Source organism: Sulfurimonas sp. (genome assembly GCF_019429335.1).
Lineage (GTDB): Bacteria > Campylobacterota > Campylobacteria > Campylobacterales > Sulfurimonadaceae > Sulfurimonas.
Genome location: NZ_JAHYJB010000002.1, coordinates 56,453 through 72,553, shown reverse-complemented (window position 1 = coordinate 72,553; position 16,101 = coordinate 56,453). Strand labels below are relative to the sequence as shown.

At 37.9% G+C, this 16,101-nt stretch carries 12 protein-coding genes and 1 CRISPR repeat array (1 of these 13 running past the window's edge); of the genes, 7 read left to right on the top strand and 5 right to left on the bottom strand.

Going from position 1 to position 16,101, the window contains the following annotated elements:
* The first annotated feature begins 55 nt into the window (after positions 1-55).
* Positions 56-1,021 carry a tryptophan--tRNA ligase gene (trpS, locus tag K0A91_RS01580; RefSeq protein ID WP_295007475.1) on the top strand — a complete coding sequence of 322 codons (966 nt, stop codon included), beginning with the start codon at positions 56-58 and terminating at the stop codon, positions 1,019-1,021.
* Here the strand turns inward: trpS and K0A91_RS01575 are convergent.
* The 3 genes from K0A91_RS01575 to hemB form a co-directional block, all read right to left on the bottom strand.
* On the bottom strand, positions 1,018-2,208 hold the full coding sequence (locus K0A91_RS01575) for a multiheme c-type cytochrome (RefSeq protein WP_295007473.1): 1,191 nt from the start codon (positions 2,206-2,208) through the stop codon (positions 1,018-1,020). The genes trpS and K0A91_RS01575 overlap by 4 nt on opposite strands.
* Entirely contained in the window at positions 2,209-3,132 is a 924-nt protein-coding gene (gene argF / locus K0A91_RS01570) for an ornithine carbamoyltransferase (protein ID WP_295007471.1), read from the bottom strand.
* 99 nt (positions 3,133-3,231) lie between these two features.
* Complete coding sequence (hemB, locus tag K0A91_RS01565) at positions 3,232-4,203, bottom strand: porphobilinogen synthase (RefSeq protein ID WP_295007469.1); 972 nt, start codon at positions 4,201-4,203, stop codon at positions 3,232-3,234.
* A 70-nt stretch (positions 4,204-4,273) separates the two neighbouring features.
* Here hemB and ribA point away from each other — a divergent pair, with 70 nt between their 5' ends.
* The 4 genes from ribA to K0A91_RS01545 are packed head-to-tail and all read left to right on the top strand — an operon-like array spanning position 4,274 to position 6,054.
* Positions 4,274-4,837, top strand: coding sequence for a GTP cyclohydrolase II (ribA, locus tag K0A91_RS01560; RefSeq protein ID WP_295007468.1), 564 nt, complete (start codon positions 4,274-4,276; stop codon positions 4,835-4,837).
* A 16-nt stretch (positions 4,838-4,853) separates the two neighbouring features.
* Positions 4,854-5,435, top strand: coding sequence for a 16S rRNA (guanine(527)-N(7))-methyltransferase RsmG (rsmG, locus tag K0A91_RS01555; protein WP_295007467.1), 582 nt, complete (start codon positions 4,854-4,856; stop codon positions 5,433-5,435).
* Entirely contained in the window at positions 5,432-5,665 is a 234-nt protein-coding gene (locus K0A91_RS01550) for a PP0621 family protein (RefSeq protein ID WP_295007465.1), read from the top strand. Before rsmG ends, K0A91_RS01550 begins: the two co-directional genes overlap by 4 nt.
* On the top strand, positions 5,662-6,054 hold the full coding sequence (locus K0A91_RS01545; RefSeq protein ID WP_295007463.1) for a hypothetical protein: 393 nt from the start codon (positions 5,662-5,664) through the stop codon (positions 6,052-6,054). The genes K0A91_RS01550 and K0A91_RS01545 overlap by 4 nt, the downstream gene beginning before the upstream one ends.
* Before the next feature lie 30 nt (positions 6,055-6,084).
* On the opposite strand, the gene K0A91_RS01540 is transcribed toward K0A91_RS01545, so the two are convergent.
* The gene (locus K0A91_RS01540) at positions 6,085-7,110 is read right to left on the bottom strand and encodes an alanine racemase (RefSeq protein ID WP_295007461.1); all 1,026 of its coding nucleotides are present in this window, start codon (positions 7,108-7,110) and stop codon (positions 6,085-6,087) included.
* 15 nt (positions 7,111-7,125) lie between these two features.
* On the opposite strand from K0A91_RS01540, the gene K0A91_RS01535 reads away from it, so the two are divergent.
* The gene (locus tag K0A91_RS01535) at positions 7,126-8,121 is read left to right on the top strand and encodes an agmatine deiminase family protein (RefSeq protein WP_295007459.1); all 996 of its coding nucleotides are present in this window, start codon (positions 7,126-7,128) and stop codon (positions 8,119-8,121) included.
* 185 nt (positions 8,122-8,306) lie between these two features.
* Positions 8,307-10,313 carry a TonB-dependent receptor gene (locus K0A91_RS01530; protein ID WP_295007457.1) on the top strand — a complete coding sequence of 669 codons (2,007 nt, stop codon included), beginning with the start codon at positions 8,307-8,309 and terminating at the stop codon, positions 10,311-10,313.
* Between the two features lie 43 nt (positions 10,314-10,356).
* Here the strand turns inward: K0A91_RS01530 and K0A91_RS01525 are convergent, their stop codons facing one another.
* Complete coding sequence (locus K0A91_RS01525) at positions 10,357-10,758, bottom strand: AAA family ATPase (RefSeq protein WP_295007613.1); 402 nt, start codon at positions 10,756-10,758, stop codon at positions 10,357-10,359.
* A gap of 102 nt (positions 10,759-10,860) precedes the next feature.
* Positions 10,861-16,101: direct repeats of the CRISPR family, unit length 36 nt; unit sequence ATCTACAACAGTAGAAATTTGGTGGTATCTTTAGAC (it continues 831 nt past the right edge of the window).

The following is a 16,101-nucleotide window of genomic DNA, read 5'->3' as shown; positions in this document are numbered from 1 at the left end:
GCTAAAAAATGTATAATACCACAGATAAATATTTAGAAATTTTGGAGTTATATTAATGAGAGTTTTAACAGGTATTCAGCCCTCGGGCGATTTGCACATCGGAAACTATTTCGGTTCGATAAAACAGATGGTAGAAGCTCAGTCACGAAGCAAAACCTTTGCTTTTATTGCAAACTACCATGCCATGACGAGTGTAAGTGACGGTAAACGTCTTGGCGAGCTGACAATGCAGTGCGCAACAGACTTTTTGGCGCTTGGCATAGATCCTCAAAAATCAGTTTTCTGGGTTCAATCAGATGTCAAAGAGGTGCTTGAACTATACTGGATTCTCTCATCCTTTACGCCTATGGGTCTGTTAGAGCGTGCGCATAGCTACAAGGATAAAACTGCAAAAGGGATCGCTGCAAACCACTCACTTTTTTCATATCCTGTTTTGATGGCGGCAGATATTCTGCTCTTTAACTCAGATGTTGTTCCTGTAGGAAAAGACCAGATTCAACATGTTGAAATTGCTAGAGATATCGCTATCAAATTTAACAACCAATACGGAGAGATATTAACCGTTCCAGAGTTTAGAGTTCAAGAGGAAGTAGCCACCGTTCCTGGGATTGACGGGCAGAAGATGTCAAAGAGCTACAAAAATGTTGTAAATATATTTGGCGAAGAGATGGAGCAGCTAAAGGTGATAAAAAAAATAGTTACACAGAATGTAGCGCTAGAAGAGCCAAAAGAGTATGAGACATGTAATGTTTACAATATGGCAAAACTCTTCTTGGAGGGTGATAATTTAAAAGCGCTTCAAGAGAGATATAAAAGTGGCGGCGAGGGGCATGGTCATTTCAAGGTTTATCTCGGAGAGATAATGTGGGAGTATTTTAGAGAGTTTAGAGAAAAGAGAGAGTACTTCGAAGCTCATCAGGACGAGGTTAGAGAGATTTTAAAGGCAGGCGCAGCCAAAGCAAGAGAGATAGCGCTCCCTGCCATTGAGAAGATAAGAAGCGCTACGGGAATAAAATATTAGTTTAAAGATATTGATTTAGATGCTATAAAGAATTTTTGTGACCAAATAGGTTCACCCAATTTTAATAGAGAGTGAACTTCACTATTTACAAGACGGTAATAGAGTGTCACCTCAACTCTATCTGCTCCCTTTTGAGTTGGAGTCTTTAGCACTTTCTTTCGATTAGCAGGAACACTCAAATCATCAGAAGAGCTCACGGCAAGATGTGGAATTGTCGCTTTGCCTCTTTTATCTTTATAATAAGTCGTCAAAGAGAGTGTTTTTGTCTCTAAAACCTTATCCTTCTTCTTAAAAACAAGTTCTGCAACTATCTCTCTTGAGCCAAAACCGCTAGGTATGTTATGTGGATTTGAATTTAAAATAGATATAAAAATCTCTTTTTGCTTCAGCTGCAGCTCCAAATCTAGCGCTCCTTCCCACATAGTGTCTGTATGCGCACCGGGAAATGCGTGCCCTCTCACTTCTCTGGCTTTTGGCTTTTTATTATCCATTCTTAGAGTTGCCGCTATACCATGTTTTTTTGACCCCATGTGGCAATCAACGCAAAGCTTGCCGCCCTCAACATACTCTTTTTCCATATTTACAAAAACGAAATCAGAAACGGACCTGTCATTTGCGTGGCATACAAAACAGAGCTTATTTGGGTCTTTATCCATATAGTCTCTATGCTCAACTTTATGATACGGGGACATCGCATCATCAAAAGGCCCGACCATTACACCGGACTTTGTCCACTCAACTCGGTTTATCCCTCTGACTTTATCATCTTTGTCAGAGTGTATAACACCTATATTGTGACAAACAACACAATTTATACCCTCACTAATAACATCACTCTCCAGAGCTTTCTTGGCCTCTGAATTTTTACCAAACCCCATAACAGATAAAATCTCATGTTCCATGCCCGTACTCGTTACAGATATCCTAGGATTATGGCATGCGGCGCACTCTACCTGCACACCGCTTAAGCTTTTTCTCGTTTTTTTGCTTACATACTCCGTAGTAGCTCTAAAATATTCATTGTTTTCATAATGGCTTTTTGCATGCCAAGATTGCTCCCACTCATTTACTATATGAAGATGGCATGCTTTACACTTTGTTGAGTCTTTAAATTTATCATCAATTTTAACCGGCTTTGCTCCAAACACAACTGTTGCTAATATGGCAATAATTAATAATTTTTTCATTTATCCTCTTTTTCTATCCAGCCAAACCATTAAGCCCTTTTGAGCATGCAGCCTATTTTCGGCTTCATTGAAGATTATCTCGGAGTGCTTTTCAAATACGCTATCGCTTACCTCTAATCCTCTATATGCAGGAAGACAGTGTAAAAATTTTGCACCCTCTTTGGCAAGCGACATCATCTCATCGTCAACCATAAAACCTTTAAAAGTCTTTATGCGCTCCTCTTTCTCTTCCTCTTGCCCCATGGAGACCCATGTGTCGGTCGTAACAACCGTTGCACCCTTTATCGCCTCTTTTGGGTCGTTCACAATCTTTATAACCGCTCCGCTCTTTTTTGCAAAGGCAAGTGCCTCTTCTAATATTTTAGCATCGACTTCGTACCCCTTTGGAGTAGCTACTCTAAGTTCAAAGCCAAGTTTTGCGGCAAGCATCATCCAGGAGTGGGTCATGTTGTTCCCATCACCGACATAGGCAGCAATAATATTTTTCTCCATGCCATACTCGACCAAAGTCATATAATCCGCCAAAAGCTGTACCGGATGATATGAATCTGTAAGTCCGTTTATAACAGGAACTTTTGAGTAGCGTGCGAACTCCTCTATTTTAGAGTGCTCAAAGGTTCTTATCATAACCATGTCACACATGCTAGAGATTACGCGCGCCGTATCTTTTACAGGCTCGCCGCGACCTAAGTGAATATCGCGGCTTGAGAGAAAAAGTGCATGTCCGCCGAGCTGAAACATTCCAACCTCAAAACTCACACGTGTTCTTGTGGAGCTTTTTTCAAATATCATCCCAAGAGTCTGGTTTTTCAGCTCATGGTTATATATTTTTGAGTTCAGATTTTTTTTAATCTCAAGCCCGATGTCAATTATCTCTAAAATCTCTTCTCTGCTAAAATCTTTTAGCGTTAAAAAATGTCTCAATTCTTTCCCCAAAAATTTAAATAAGTCCTAAGTCTATAGTAATTTTCTTTAATATTGCTTCTAAAAGTTATCTTAAACTTTTCAACGGAAGACAAAGGGTTACTTTTGTAACAGTTTTGCAACCTCTTTTGCATGGTAGGAGATAATAATATCCGCACCTGCTCGCTTAAAGCTGACCATAGTCTCCATTAGCACTCTGTTATAATCTATCAGGTTATTCATTCCCGCAAACTTTAGCATCGCATATTCGCCGCTTACGTTGTAAACCGCCATTGGAAGAGATGTGTTGTCTTTTATCTCTCTAACAATGTCCAAGTAGGCAAGAGCCGGTTTTACCATCAATATATCTGCACCTTGACGCTCATCTGAAATACTCTCCGCAACTGCTTCTCTTCTGTTTGCAGGATCCATCTGGTAAGAGGCACGGTCACCAAAAGTAGGCGTTGATTCTGCTACGTCACGAAACGGTCCATAGTAGCCCGAAGCAAATTTTGTCGAATAGCTCATAATAGGTAGATTTTCATATCCTGCCCCATCAAGCGCCTCTCTGAGTGTTTGTATAATTCCGTCCATCATTCCAGATGGCGCTATCATGTCAGCTCCCGCTTTTGCATGAATAATTGCTTGTTGCGCGGAAATTTTAAGTGTAGCGTCATTGTTTACGGTTTGAAGTTTCTCATCTATAATTCCGCAGTGTCCGTGCTCTGTATATTCGCAAAAACACAAATCAGTTACCACGAACATCTCGGGATGGGATTTTTTTATAGCCCTGATGGCTTTTGCTATTATCCCGTGTTCGCACAAAGAGTCCGAGCCGATAGAGTCTTTTACATCAGGGATTCCAAAAAGTATAATTGCGTAAAGCCCAAGTTTTTTCAGCTCCTCACACTCCTTCAAAACCTCATCAATACTCATCTGAAAAACTCCCGGCATAGATGCAACCTCGGTTTTAATACCCTCACCCGAACGGACAAAAAGCGGATAGATAAAATCGTTTACGCTTACACTTGTTTCACGAACAAGTGAGCGAAGATGACCATTTAAACGAGTCCTACGAAATCTTTGAAACATTATTAAACCTTTTTAGCTATAATTTTGAAAAATATTTTACCGTTTTAAAGTTAAAATTAGGGTACATTAATTGAACATAAAGATTTCAGAAGTAGCAAATTTACCGACAAGATTCGGTGATTTTAAAGTAAAAGCTTTTAAAGAGGGCAACAAAGAACATCTTGTAATTTTTAAAGAAAATTTAGACGAAATTCCTGTAGTAAGAGTACACTCTGAGTGTTTAACAGGCGATGCTCTTGGAAGTTTGAAATGTGACTGTGGCGCACAGCTTGAATATGCACTAACGCTTGTTTCGCAAATAAACGGGATGGTTATATATCTAAGGCAAGAGGGGCGCAATATCGGACTTTTAAACAAGATAAACGCCTACGCCCTCCAAGACAAAGGACTAAACACCATAGAAGCAAACCATCAGCTCGGCTTTGGAGCCGATGAGCGCACCTATGAGATGGTAACGTTTATTCTACACCATTTCAATATACATAAAATAAAGCTTCTTACTAACAATCCTGACAAGATTAAATCTATCAGCAGCATAGAGATAGTAGAGAGATTACCGATAGTTATGAAGTCAAATAAGTATAACGAAGCTTATTTAAACGTAAAAAAAGATGACATGGGGCACCTGCTTTAAAAAAAAGGATATATTTTTGAATTTAAAAACCGCGCTTCTAGAGCAAAAGATAGAGTTGCCTGAGAACTTTTTTCACAATATTCAAAAATATAAAGAGCATCTCTTTAAATGGAACAAGATTCACAACTTAACCGGCGCAAAAGATGAGAGGACTATTGATGAGTTTATATATGACTCAATTTTCCCTATAACTTTTCTGCCAAAATACAAAAATCTACTAGACATCGGTACGGGTGCAGGTTTTCCGGGTCTAATTTTAGCAATGGGACTCCCGGAGACTAAAGTAACTCTCGTAGAACCTTTGGCAAAGCGAGCGAGTTTTTTGCAATTTATAAAAGCCGACTTGGGGCTTGATAATGTAAAAGTGGTACAAAAGAGGGTCGAGGAGATGCAGAGTGAGATTTTTGAGCTAGTAACCTCAAGAGCGGTAATAGACACAAGAATGCTTCTTGAACTAAGCAAAAATTTTCGCGACACAGATTCAAAACTTCTTTTTTACAAAGGAGAGAGAGTCTATGATGAAGTCCCCCATAATTTAAAACACAAAATTATAAAAACGCAAAACAGACACTATTTACTTATCGGAGAAGATTTATGAGCCCTCAATGGATTGTTGTTATTGTTTTAATTGCTGTAGTTTACTTTATATTTATAAAGAAAAAACCGCAGGTGCAAAACAAAAATCAAGATGCAAAAAAAAGAGATGAAATCCAAAGTGACGAGATGGTAGAGTGTTCTGCATGTAAAATTTACTGCTCTCTTGAGGATGCGCTTTTAAGCAACGGCAAATACTACTGCTCCAAAGAGTGTTTGGAGAAAAGAAAATGATATTTTTTGGACACAGATTTATAGAGAGCGAGAGTTTCTACCACATCTCTAACATTGAGGCTATACAAAACACGCCTCCATCTTCGACTCTATACATTGAGTTTAGCGAAGCAAATCTAGACATAATGAACCACGCTCTTCTAAACTTGATGTCTACCGCGATAGAGGTAAAAAACATCGCTGAACTGCTTTATGCTTCATCTTTTGGCGCCTCTTATATAGTTGTGGAAAAAGCATTGGCAAAAACCGCTCAAAACGTAGCTGAAAACTATCTTTTTGATGCAAAGATATTGGTTATGATTGAAAATGAGGATGAAATTGAGGAGTTAGCACTTCTTGGGGTTGACGGTATTATATTCTCAAGCGCAATCATAAAAATTAATTCATGATTCTGGGATAACAAAATCTACAATCAAAAATCAAAATTCAGCAACCGTTCTCTTAATCTCAGGTTTTAAAGAGGTCAAAACCTCGTAGCTTATAGTTTTGGCAAACAGTGCGACATCTCTTGCATCGTCAAAAACCAAAATTTTCTCTTTATCGCTTTTAAACGTGCTGTTATCCATAGAGATTCTGCCTACAAGCTCTGCTCCATCTGGAGTTTTATAACCGCACGCACATGCTCTTAAAAAGCCGTCCCCATAACCAAAATCATAGTTGCCGAGTACGCAATCTTCTGCGGCAACGTAGTCGCCGCCGTAACCTACCCTATCACCGGCTTTTATCTCTCTTGTTGAGACTCTAGAGGCCCAAAGAGACAAGACGGGTTTTAACTCTTTTAAATGTAGCGCATCGGGCACTTCTATACAGCCGTAAGCCGCTATTCCGACTCTTGCCATATCTTCGTCAAAATCTAGTTGCCTAAAAAGTGAAGCGGAGTTTGAGGAGTGAAATCTAAGAGAGCCAAAACCAAACTCAAGAGCCAATTCACGGGACTTTTCTTTAACATTCACAAAATTCTCTTTTTGCCAAAACCACTCGCTTGTAAGCTCATCCGAGCTTCTATGATGCGTAAAGACGGCTTCGAGTATCAATCCTGCCTCTTTAATTTTCGAAAAAGCCTCTTCAAGCTCACTCATGGCTATGCCGTTGCGGTGCATGCCGGTGTCAACTTTTAGCTCCACCTTTGTGCCATGCTCAAACTTATCTATGGACGCTATATCGTTTATCGTATATCTTATCTTTTGACTTTTCAGAGCCGTTTGAGTCCTGCCCAAAACCAAAATATATTCAAAAAAACTCTCTATCTTTTGTGCCTCTTCTATAGTGCGCACAACCGCTTTTTCCACACCATACTCTTTTGCCATAGAAGCCATTTCAAGGAGCCCGTGTCCATACGCATTATCTTTTAAAACAAGAGCTATTTTATCTCTTCCTTTGGTACTTTTAGCGATAATGTCGAGATTATTAAAAAAATTATTTTTATTTAAAATTATATAAGCCATAAGGAATTATATCAGATGAAAAGGCTAATAGCAGAGTTTGAAAAACAGAGTTTTACACAAATTATATTTCCGCACGCAAAGAGTGACTGGGTAGAGTATTTAGAAGAGGCTCAGGAGACTTTCGTAAACATCATAAACGCTATTACAAAATATCAGGAGTGCCTTGTTGTGTGCGACAGTGTTGAGGACGTAAAGAGCAGATTTAAAGATACCAAGAACCTCTATTTTGTCGAGTATGAAACAAACGACACTTGGGCAAGGGATTGTTCAACTCTCTGCATTGAAGAGAGCAACACCGTAAAACTGCTTGATTTTACATTTACTGGCTGGGGCTCAAAATTTGAAGCCTCAAAAGACGACGCAATGAGCAGCGCAATAAAAAGATGCTACGACAAAGAGCTTAAAAAGATAGACCTTATCTTAGAGGGCGGTGCCATTGAGAGCAACGGCGTAGATACGATACTTACAACTTCTGAGTGCGTACTTAACAAAAACAGAAATGCCTCTCTTAAAAAAGATCAGATGACCAAGAAACTTCAAGAAGAGTTCGGCATGAGCAGGATTTTATATCTAAATAACGGCTACTTGGCAGGCGATGATACAGACTCACATGTAGATACTTTGGCGAGATTTATTGATGAAAAAAGTATTATGTATGTCAAATGCGACGATGCAGCTGATGAGCACTTTGATGCGTTAAAACTTATGGAGGATGAACTGATGGCATTCTCTAAGGAGTACGGATACAGGCTTATAGCACTCCCGATGAGCGATGCTTGTTACTTCGAGGGTGAGAGACTCCCAGCTACATACGCAAACTTTTTGTTTGTAAACGGCGCTGTTTTAGTCCCTACTTACGGAGTTAAACAAGATGAAGAAGCGTTAGAAATCTTTAGAGAAACATTTCCAGACAAAGATATCATAGGCATCAACTGCTTCTCACTCATAAAACAGCACGGCTCACTTCACTGTGTCACCATGAACTTTGCCGACGGAGTCCGACTCTCCTAAGATGGCAAAGCCGCTATACATCAAATAAGCCGAAAGGCTTAAACCTAAAATTATCAATATTATTCGTTTTATTTTTTCTATTTTACTCATGGCGGAATTTTATCACATCTGCTTTAAAAAATTAACATTTTTGTAACACAAACCATATACAATCAACTAATCTAAATAATTAAGGTTTATTATATATGTACAGAAAAATTATTCCCCTCTCAATTGTAGCCGTTGCGGTTTTAAGCGCAAATGAAATTGAACTTCCTAAAATAAGCGTTGAGTCTACTGTTGTTACGGAAGTTAGCCAAAATGCTCAACTCTCTGCCGATTTGGCTCAAGCGCTAAGCTCTAGTGTGCCTAGCATAGATATGAACCGCCGCAGCGGTATTGCAAATGATATCTACATTCGAGGTCAAAAAAGAGACAACATCTCTGTTGAAGTTGACGGAACAAAAGTTTGTGGCGCATGTGTAAACAGAATGGACCCGCCTGTTTCTCACATTCTTGCCAGCCAAATAGATGAGATAGAGGTAATCGAGGGTCCTTACGATGTAGAAAACTTCGGAACAATGAGCGGCGGACTTAAAATCAAGACCAAAAAACCGACTAAAGAGCCTCACATGGAGGTGACATTTGGTCTTGGAAGCTGGGGTTATAAAAAAATCGGCGCAACTATTAGCGGCGGCACAGAAACCGTTCGCGCACTTATCAGCGCATCACATGAATCCAGCGGACAATATAAAGACGGTGATGGGAATACATTAGCAGAGCAAATTGACAATTACGCAGCACTATATCCTGCAAATGCGCAGCTTCAAAAAACTAAATTCCAACCACAGTACCATGATATTGATGCTTATACGAAAAAAAGTATCATGACAAAACTTTTTGTAAAAACTCTAGAAGACCAAGAGTTGCGCTTGAGTTATACCGGCAACAGAAGCGATGACGTGCTTTATGCCAACTCAAAAATGGACGCTGCATATGATGACTCTAACATCTACAGCATTGAGTACAATATAGACAATCTCTCAAACAGCTACGAAAACTTTAACATCCAATACTACTACTCCGATGTTGACCATCCCATGGATACCAAATTTAGAATGAGCGGTTTGCCAAGCTATAATACAAATCACTTAAAGACATCTATGCAGGGCGTTAAGCTCAAAAACAGTTTCGATATAGATTCATACAAACTGCTTGTAGGCATTGACGGAAGCAAGAGAACTTGGGAGGGTGAAAAGTACAGTACAAATGCGACTACAGGCGTAATAAACCCTGCATCTATCCAAACAAGTTTAACTCATACTCAAACAGACAACAAGGCTCTCTTTGCAACGTTAGAGAAAAAATTTGGCGCGCTTAACCTAAAAGCTGGTGCCAGATTTGATACAACAGATATAACGCCGGATGATGCAACAAAAGCAGAGAACAACTATAACGCTATGAGCGCAAACATTATTGCAACATACTCTCTTGATGAACAGAACTCTGTTTTTGTAGGTTTTGGTTCTGCCGCGCGTGTACCTGATGCAAGAGAACTATATCCTGTGGTTGATAACATTACAGGAAATGATGAGCTAAAACAGACGAAAAACAGAGAGATTGATTTGGGTTATGAGGCTTCATACGACAACTTTACATTTAAAGCAAAGACTTTTTATTCAATACTTGAAGACTATATCTATCTCAAAAAAACAGGCGCAACAACATACGCTTTTGAAAATATTGATGCTACAGTTTACGGTGCCGAACTAAGCGGTTCATACTTTTTAAGCGACAACATGACGATAGACGCCGGCGCATCATACAAAAGAGGCAAAAAAGCATCTACTCCAACTCAAAGTGATAGAGATTTGGCTGATATTGCACCGCTTAGAGGAAGCGTTGCATTTAACTATGAGTACATGAACGACTCTAAAGTAACTCTTGAGATGCAAGCATCTGAGAGATGGGATACGATAGACAGCGACAATGGCGAGCAGGAGCTTAGCGGATGGAGCATCTACAATGCAAAAATCAAACATGCCATCAATAAGCATGCAGATATAACAATCGGTGTAAACAACTTGTTTGATGCAACATATGTACAAAGCAATAGCTATGTCGACTTGATACTTCTTAATTCTGCAGGCAGTACAATGCTTCTTAACGAACCAGGAAGATATTTCTACACAAATCTTACTTTCAAATTCTAGGACTGACCCTTGTCGTATCGACAAAGCGTTAAAAACGGCATTTTCAAGTGCCGTTCCTAAGTTGCTTGAGAGTTTTAGCATAGCTTGTTAGTAGCTCTTTTTTTGTCAGCTCATCTTCTACCGTAAAAATCTCATCCTTTGCTCTTGATATCTTTATTTTGTGCCTCAGCTGTGACAACTCACCACTATAATCTATCCCCTTGTAATCTAAAAATTCCCTAAACGAAAAAGTATCGAGATAAATATTGAGACTTCGACCCGTCAAAAGCGTACCAAGTTCGTTTGATAGCATAGAGGAGTGTGAACCGGTGATGATAAACTTGATATCACTCGATTCATACTTGCTTTTTATATAAACCTGCCGGTTGTCAAAGAACTGTATCTCATCAAAAATTACATAGATTTTACCTTGTGGATTTAGCGGTTTTAGATACTTTTCATAGATGACTTCTAAATACGAAGCATCATGACGAAACTCTAAAAATAGGGAAGTTTGTAAAATTTATTGCTAAAAAGATGGTGACTTTGAACTCCAGAAATATAGGTAGCTCTCATTAGTAGAAATTTGGTGGTATCTTTAGACTAAATTCATTTCGCTCTATATGCCCGACATCTACAACAGTAGAAATCTGGTGGTATCTTTAGACATAGTCAGCTTATCTGTCCTGCGTAATGATCTACAACAGTAGAAATTTGGTGGTATCTTTAGACTATTTGTGAGATAATGGCGGATGCAATATCTACAACAGTAGAAATTTGGTGGTATCTTTAGACTTTTGTATTCTAAGCTTCTCTTCCACATCTACAACAGTAGAAATTTGGTGGTATCTTTAGACTGTAACAACCACAAGAGAACTAACAGCATCTACAACAGTAGAAATTTGGTGGTATCTTTAGACAAGAGACGTTTTAGATAGCAAAGTTGATATCTACAACAGTAGAAATTTGGTGGTATCTTTAGACCGATGTGGACAGCGTCAAATCCAGTCGTATCTACAACAGTAGAAATTTGGTGGTATCTTTAGACGGCTGAGAAAATGGCTTCGGAGTCTGTAATCTACAACAGTAGAAATTTGGTGGTATCTTTAGACCAAATCTCTAAAGATTAAAGCTCTTGCATCTACAACAGTAGAAATTTGGTGGTATCTTTAGACGCCACTGCTCTTAAAATCAATGCCCTATCTACAACAGTAGAAATTTGGTGGTATCTTTAGACACAGTGTTGCTCTGGTAGGACTATTTAAATCTACAACAGTAGAAATTTGGTGGTATCTTTAGACTTCCACAACACCCGTATTAAGCTCGTTGATCTACAACAGTAGAAATTTGGTGGTATCTTTAGACATCCTTTTTCTTTTGCTTTTGCGTCCAATCTACAACAGTAGAAATTTGGTGGTATCTTTAGACACCACTACGTCGAAGATGGGAGCTATAATCTACAACAGTAGAAATTTGGTGGTATCTTTAGACCTAAAAGAGGAAGAGGCGAAGATTAGTGATCTACAACAGTAGAAATTTGGTGGTATCTTTAGACACCCGCTACTTTTAAAGTCTATACCTTATCTACAACAGTAGAAATTTGGTGGTATCTTTAGACGTTTGTGATGTGCTTGAAGGAATTGCATCTACAACAGTAGAAATTTGGTGGTATCTTTAGACCATATCCACGAAATGCGTTTTGATAGACATCTACAACAGTAGAAATTTGGTGGTATCTTTAGACATAGAAGAAAACAAAAGGTTGCTGCATATCTACAACAGTAGAAATTTGGTGGTATCTTTAGACAATAGGGCTTTAAGAGGGGTAAATAGTAATCTATAACAGTAGAAATTTGGTGGTATCTTTAGACAACCTTTTTGTGCAATATTCCTCCTAAATCTACAACAGTAGAAATTTGGTGGTATCTTTAGACTTCCACAACCCCCGTATTAAGCTCATTAATCTACAACAGTAGAAATTTGGTGGTATCTTTAGACTTTTTGCATTTACTTTTACAACTTTTGCGACATCTACAACAGTAGAAATTTGGTGGTATCTTTAGACCATATCCACGAAATGCGTTTTGACAGACATCTACAACAGTAGAAATTTGGTGGTATCTTTAGACTTCCACAACCCCCGTATTAAGCTCATTAATCTACAACAGTAGAAATTTGGTGGTATCTTTAGACCATACACCTATCCTTTAAATAAATTTCCATCTACAACAGTAGAAATTTGGTGGTATCTTTAGACGACAACATCCAGAGCTTGATGATATTCATCTACAACAGTAGAAATTTGGTGGTATCTTTAGACTATCATTTTTATATGAGATTGAATATGAATCTACAACAGTAGAAATTTGGTGGTATCTTTAGACATCTTGTCACTATCTGCTTCAAACTCATATCTACAACAGTAGAAATTTGGTGGTATCTTTAGACGTCACGAGATACATCAAGAGAATTGGAAATCTACAACAGTAGAAATTTGGTGGTATCTTTAGACAAAATAGCAAAAGAGCAAGTTCTCTTCTATCTACAACAGTAGAAATTTGGTGGTATCTTTAGACAGAGCTTGTGAGATGATGAAATTGTACAATCTACAACAGTAGAAATTTGGTGGTATCTTTAGACCAGATACATTCTTTGATATTGGTACAAAATCTACAACAGTAGAAATTTGGTGGTATCTTTAGACTTTATCAATGGTTATTGACGTAAAAAAATCTACAACAGTAGAAATTTGGTGGTATCTTTAGACCACAATCCCTTATAAGATAGACGAGGTTTATCTACAACAGTAGAAATTTGGTGGTATCTTTAGACTGCGTTTATTGTAGTGTTTTACATGGTGCATCTACAACAGTAGAAACTTGGTGGTATCTTTAGACAATTTATACAATGCTATTGAATCTTCATATCTACAACAGTAGAAATTTGGTGGTATCTTTAGACAAAAGAAGAAAAACCAGAGAGAGCTATTTATCTACAACAGTAGAAATTTGGTGGTATCTTTAGACTGCACTATGATAAAGTCCAGAGTCATGAATCTACAACAGTAGAAATTTGGTGGTATCTTTAGACGCCTCATTGGTCTGTTTTTGAGTTTCATATCTACAACAGTAGAAATTTGGTGGTATCTTTAGACGCAGAAGCAGGGTATGACGACCACTCTATCTACAACAGTAGAAATTTGGTGGTATCTTTAGACGGGATGAAGCTACAAAGTGTAGACAAAATCTACAACAGTAGAAATTTGGTGGTATCTTTAGACGTTATTTGTAGATTATTAACATTTAGTTATCTACAACAGTAGAAATTTGGTGGTATCTTTAGACAGTAGCAGGGAATTTTGCCCCACTCACATCTACAACAGTAGAAATTTGGTGGTATCTTTAGACCCCGTTTGCTTTGGCTGCTTTCTTGTTTGCATCTACAACAGTAGAAATTTGGTGGTATCTTTAGACTCTACTCTAAGCGGGTTGATGCTTCTTTATCTACAACAGTAGAAATTTGGTGGTATCTTTAGACCAGTTCAACGAGGATTTAACATTCATTATCTACAACAGTAGAAATTTGGTGGTATCTTTAGACAAAAGGGGTAGCAGGATTAGTTGGGTAATCTACAACAGTAGAAATTTGGTGGTATCTTTAGACCACTATACACAGCCTCGAGTGCTTTTCTATCTACAACAGTAGAAATTTGGTGGTATCTTTAGACATCACTCCTTGTTGAATTAATCTATTTGTATCTACAACAGTAGAAATTTGGTGGTATCTTTAGACTACCCTTTCTAAATAGTTCCGCTTGATTATCTACAACAGTAGAAATTTGGTGGTATCTTTAGACGAGATTGAAGCAGAGGGAGAGTGCATTGATCTACAACAGTAGAAATTTGGTGGTATCTTTAGACTGATGAAGTGTTGAAGAGTGTACCTGCATCTACAACAGTAGAAATTTGGTGGTATCTTTAGACCTAGAAGATACAACAGGGCATCATTACTATCTACAACAGTAGAAATTTGGTGGTATCTTTAGACTTAAAGGTGTTCTCTCACCGTCACAAGATCTACAACAGTAGAAATTTGGTGGTATCTTTAGACGACCTATATCAAAGGCGTGTGCTTGAATATCTACAACAGTAGAAATTTGGTGGTATCTTTAGACCGTTTGTACGAGATAGCTCTTTAAGAGATCTACAACAGTAGAAATTTGGTGGTATCTTTAGACAATAATACCAACTCTTAACGAGAATATATCTACAACAGTAGAAATTTGGTGGTATCTTTAGACTTTTGTTTTAAGCTCTTGATATTTAGTGATCTACAACAGTAGAAATTTGGTGGTATCTTTAGACAATATAAGAACTTGAGGAGTGAGCTAAATCTACAACAGTAGAAATTTGGTGGTATCTTTAGACATATAAAAACTATTAACGCAATAATGGATCTACAACAGTAGAAATTTGGTGGTATCTTTAGACTTAATGAGCAATGTGTTCTGGATTATAAATCTACAACAGTAGAAATTTGGTGGTATCTTTAGACCGATGAGAGAGTAAAAGCCGCTCTTGCTTATCTACAACAGTAGAAATTTGGTGGTATCTTTAGACATCTATTGCAAAATCAGCAGTAGCTACATCTACAACAGTAGAAATTTGGTGGTATCTTTAGACTTATGATGGAGACAATGGAAGAACTTGAATCTACAACAGTAGAAATTTGGTGGTATCTTTAGACTGGCACTAAAATACATTGTAAATCTATATCTACAACAGTAGAAATTTGGTGGTATCTTTAGACACTATGTTGGCTTCCGTTGGTGGATTGGGATCTACAACAGTAGAAATTTGGTGGTATCTTTAGACTTTTTTTATCTTCGTTATACATTCTATATCTACAACAGTAGAAATTTGGTGGTATCTTTAGACACAAACTGCTTGACGAAAACGAGCGATATCTACAACAGTAGAAATTTGGTGGTATCTTTAGACTTGGGTTATGTTCGTATCAAACATTTTATCTACAACAGTAGAAATTTGGTGGTATCTTTAGACAATCGAACTAGTACTAAGGGGTAAAGATCTACAACAGTAGAAATTTGGTGGTATCTTTAGACTTGCCTCTTTAAGAAGTCTGCTTAATGTATCTACAACAGTAGAAATTTGGTGGTATCTTTAGACCCCCGCCATAAATGACGGAGCTTCCTAATCTACAACAGTAGAAATTTGGTGGTATCTTTAGACCATAGAGAAATCCCAACCGATGCTATTCATCTACAACAGTAGAAATTTGGTGGTATCTTTAGACCAACTCTGTTTCTATCTCTTCATTATCATCTACAACAGTAGAAATTTGGTGGTATCTTTAGACTTGACTTGTAAAGAGTGGAGTTGTCATATCTACAACAGTAGAAATTTGGTGGTATCTTTAGACAAGAGTATGTCGAGAGGTATCTGTAAAAATCTACAACAGTAGAAATTTGGTGGTATCTTTAGACTTGTTCGCCGATTTGAATGATTTAACTTATCTACAACAGTAGAAATTTGGTGGTATCTTTAGACAAAAACTACTTCTTTGAGGTTATTTTATCTACAACAGTAGAAATTTGGTGGTATCTTTAGACGCAACAGTTACGAGGCATTTTAGGTTATCTACAACAGTAGAAATTTGGTGGTATCTTTAGACAAAAAACAAAATCCCGTACAAATCCTCATCTACAACAGTAGAAATTTGGTGGTATCTTTAGACGCTCACTTGTGCCTTTAAAATATCTTTATCTACAACAGTAGAAATTTGGTGG

What these genes read in the sequence shown, in the direction of transcription:
- hemB (WP_295007469.1), bottom strand. Translation starts at nt 4,203, where the DNA reads ATGTTTCAAAGATTTCGTAGGACTCGTTTAAATGGTCATCTTCGCTCA.
- K0A91_RS01530 (WP_295007457.1), top strand. Translation starts at nt 8,307, where the DNA reads ATGTACAGAAAAATTATTCCCCTCTCAATTGTAGCCGTTGCGGTTTTA.
- K0A91_RS01575 (WP_295007473.1), bottom strand. Translation starts at nt 2,208, where the DNA reads ATGAAAAAATTATTAATTATTGCCATATTAGCAACAGTTGTGTTTGGA.
- K0A91_RS01540 (WP_295007461.1), bottom strand. Translation starts at nt 7,110, where the DNA reads ATGGCTTATATAATTTTAAATAAAAATAATTTTTTTAATAATCTCGAC.
- trpS (WP_295007475.1), top strand. Translation starts at nt 56, where the DNA reads ATGAGAGTTTTAACAGGTATTCAGCCCTCGGGCGATTTGCACATCGGA.
- K0A91_RS01550 (WP_295007465.1), top strand. Translation starts at nt 5,432, where the DNA reads ATGAGCCCTCAATGGATTGTTGTTATTGTTTTAATTGCTGTAGTTTAC.
- K0A91_RS01535 (WP_295007459.1), top strand. Translation starts at nt 7,126, where the DNA reads ATGAAAAGGCTAATAGCAGAGTTTGAAAAACAGAGTTTTACACAAATT.
- K0A91_RS01545 (WP_295007463.1), top strand. Translation starts at nt 5,662, where the DNA reads ATGATATTTTTTGGACACAGATTTATAGAGAGCGAGAGTTTCTACCAC.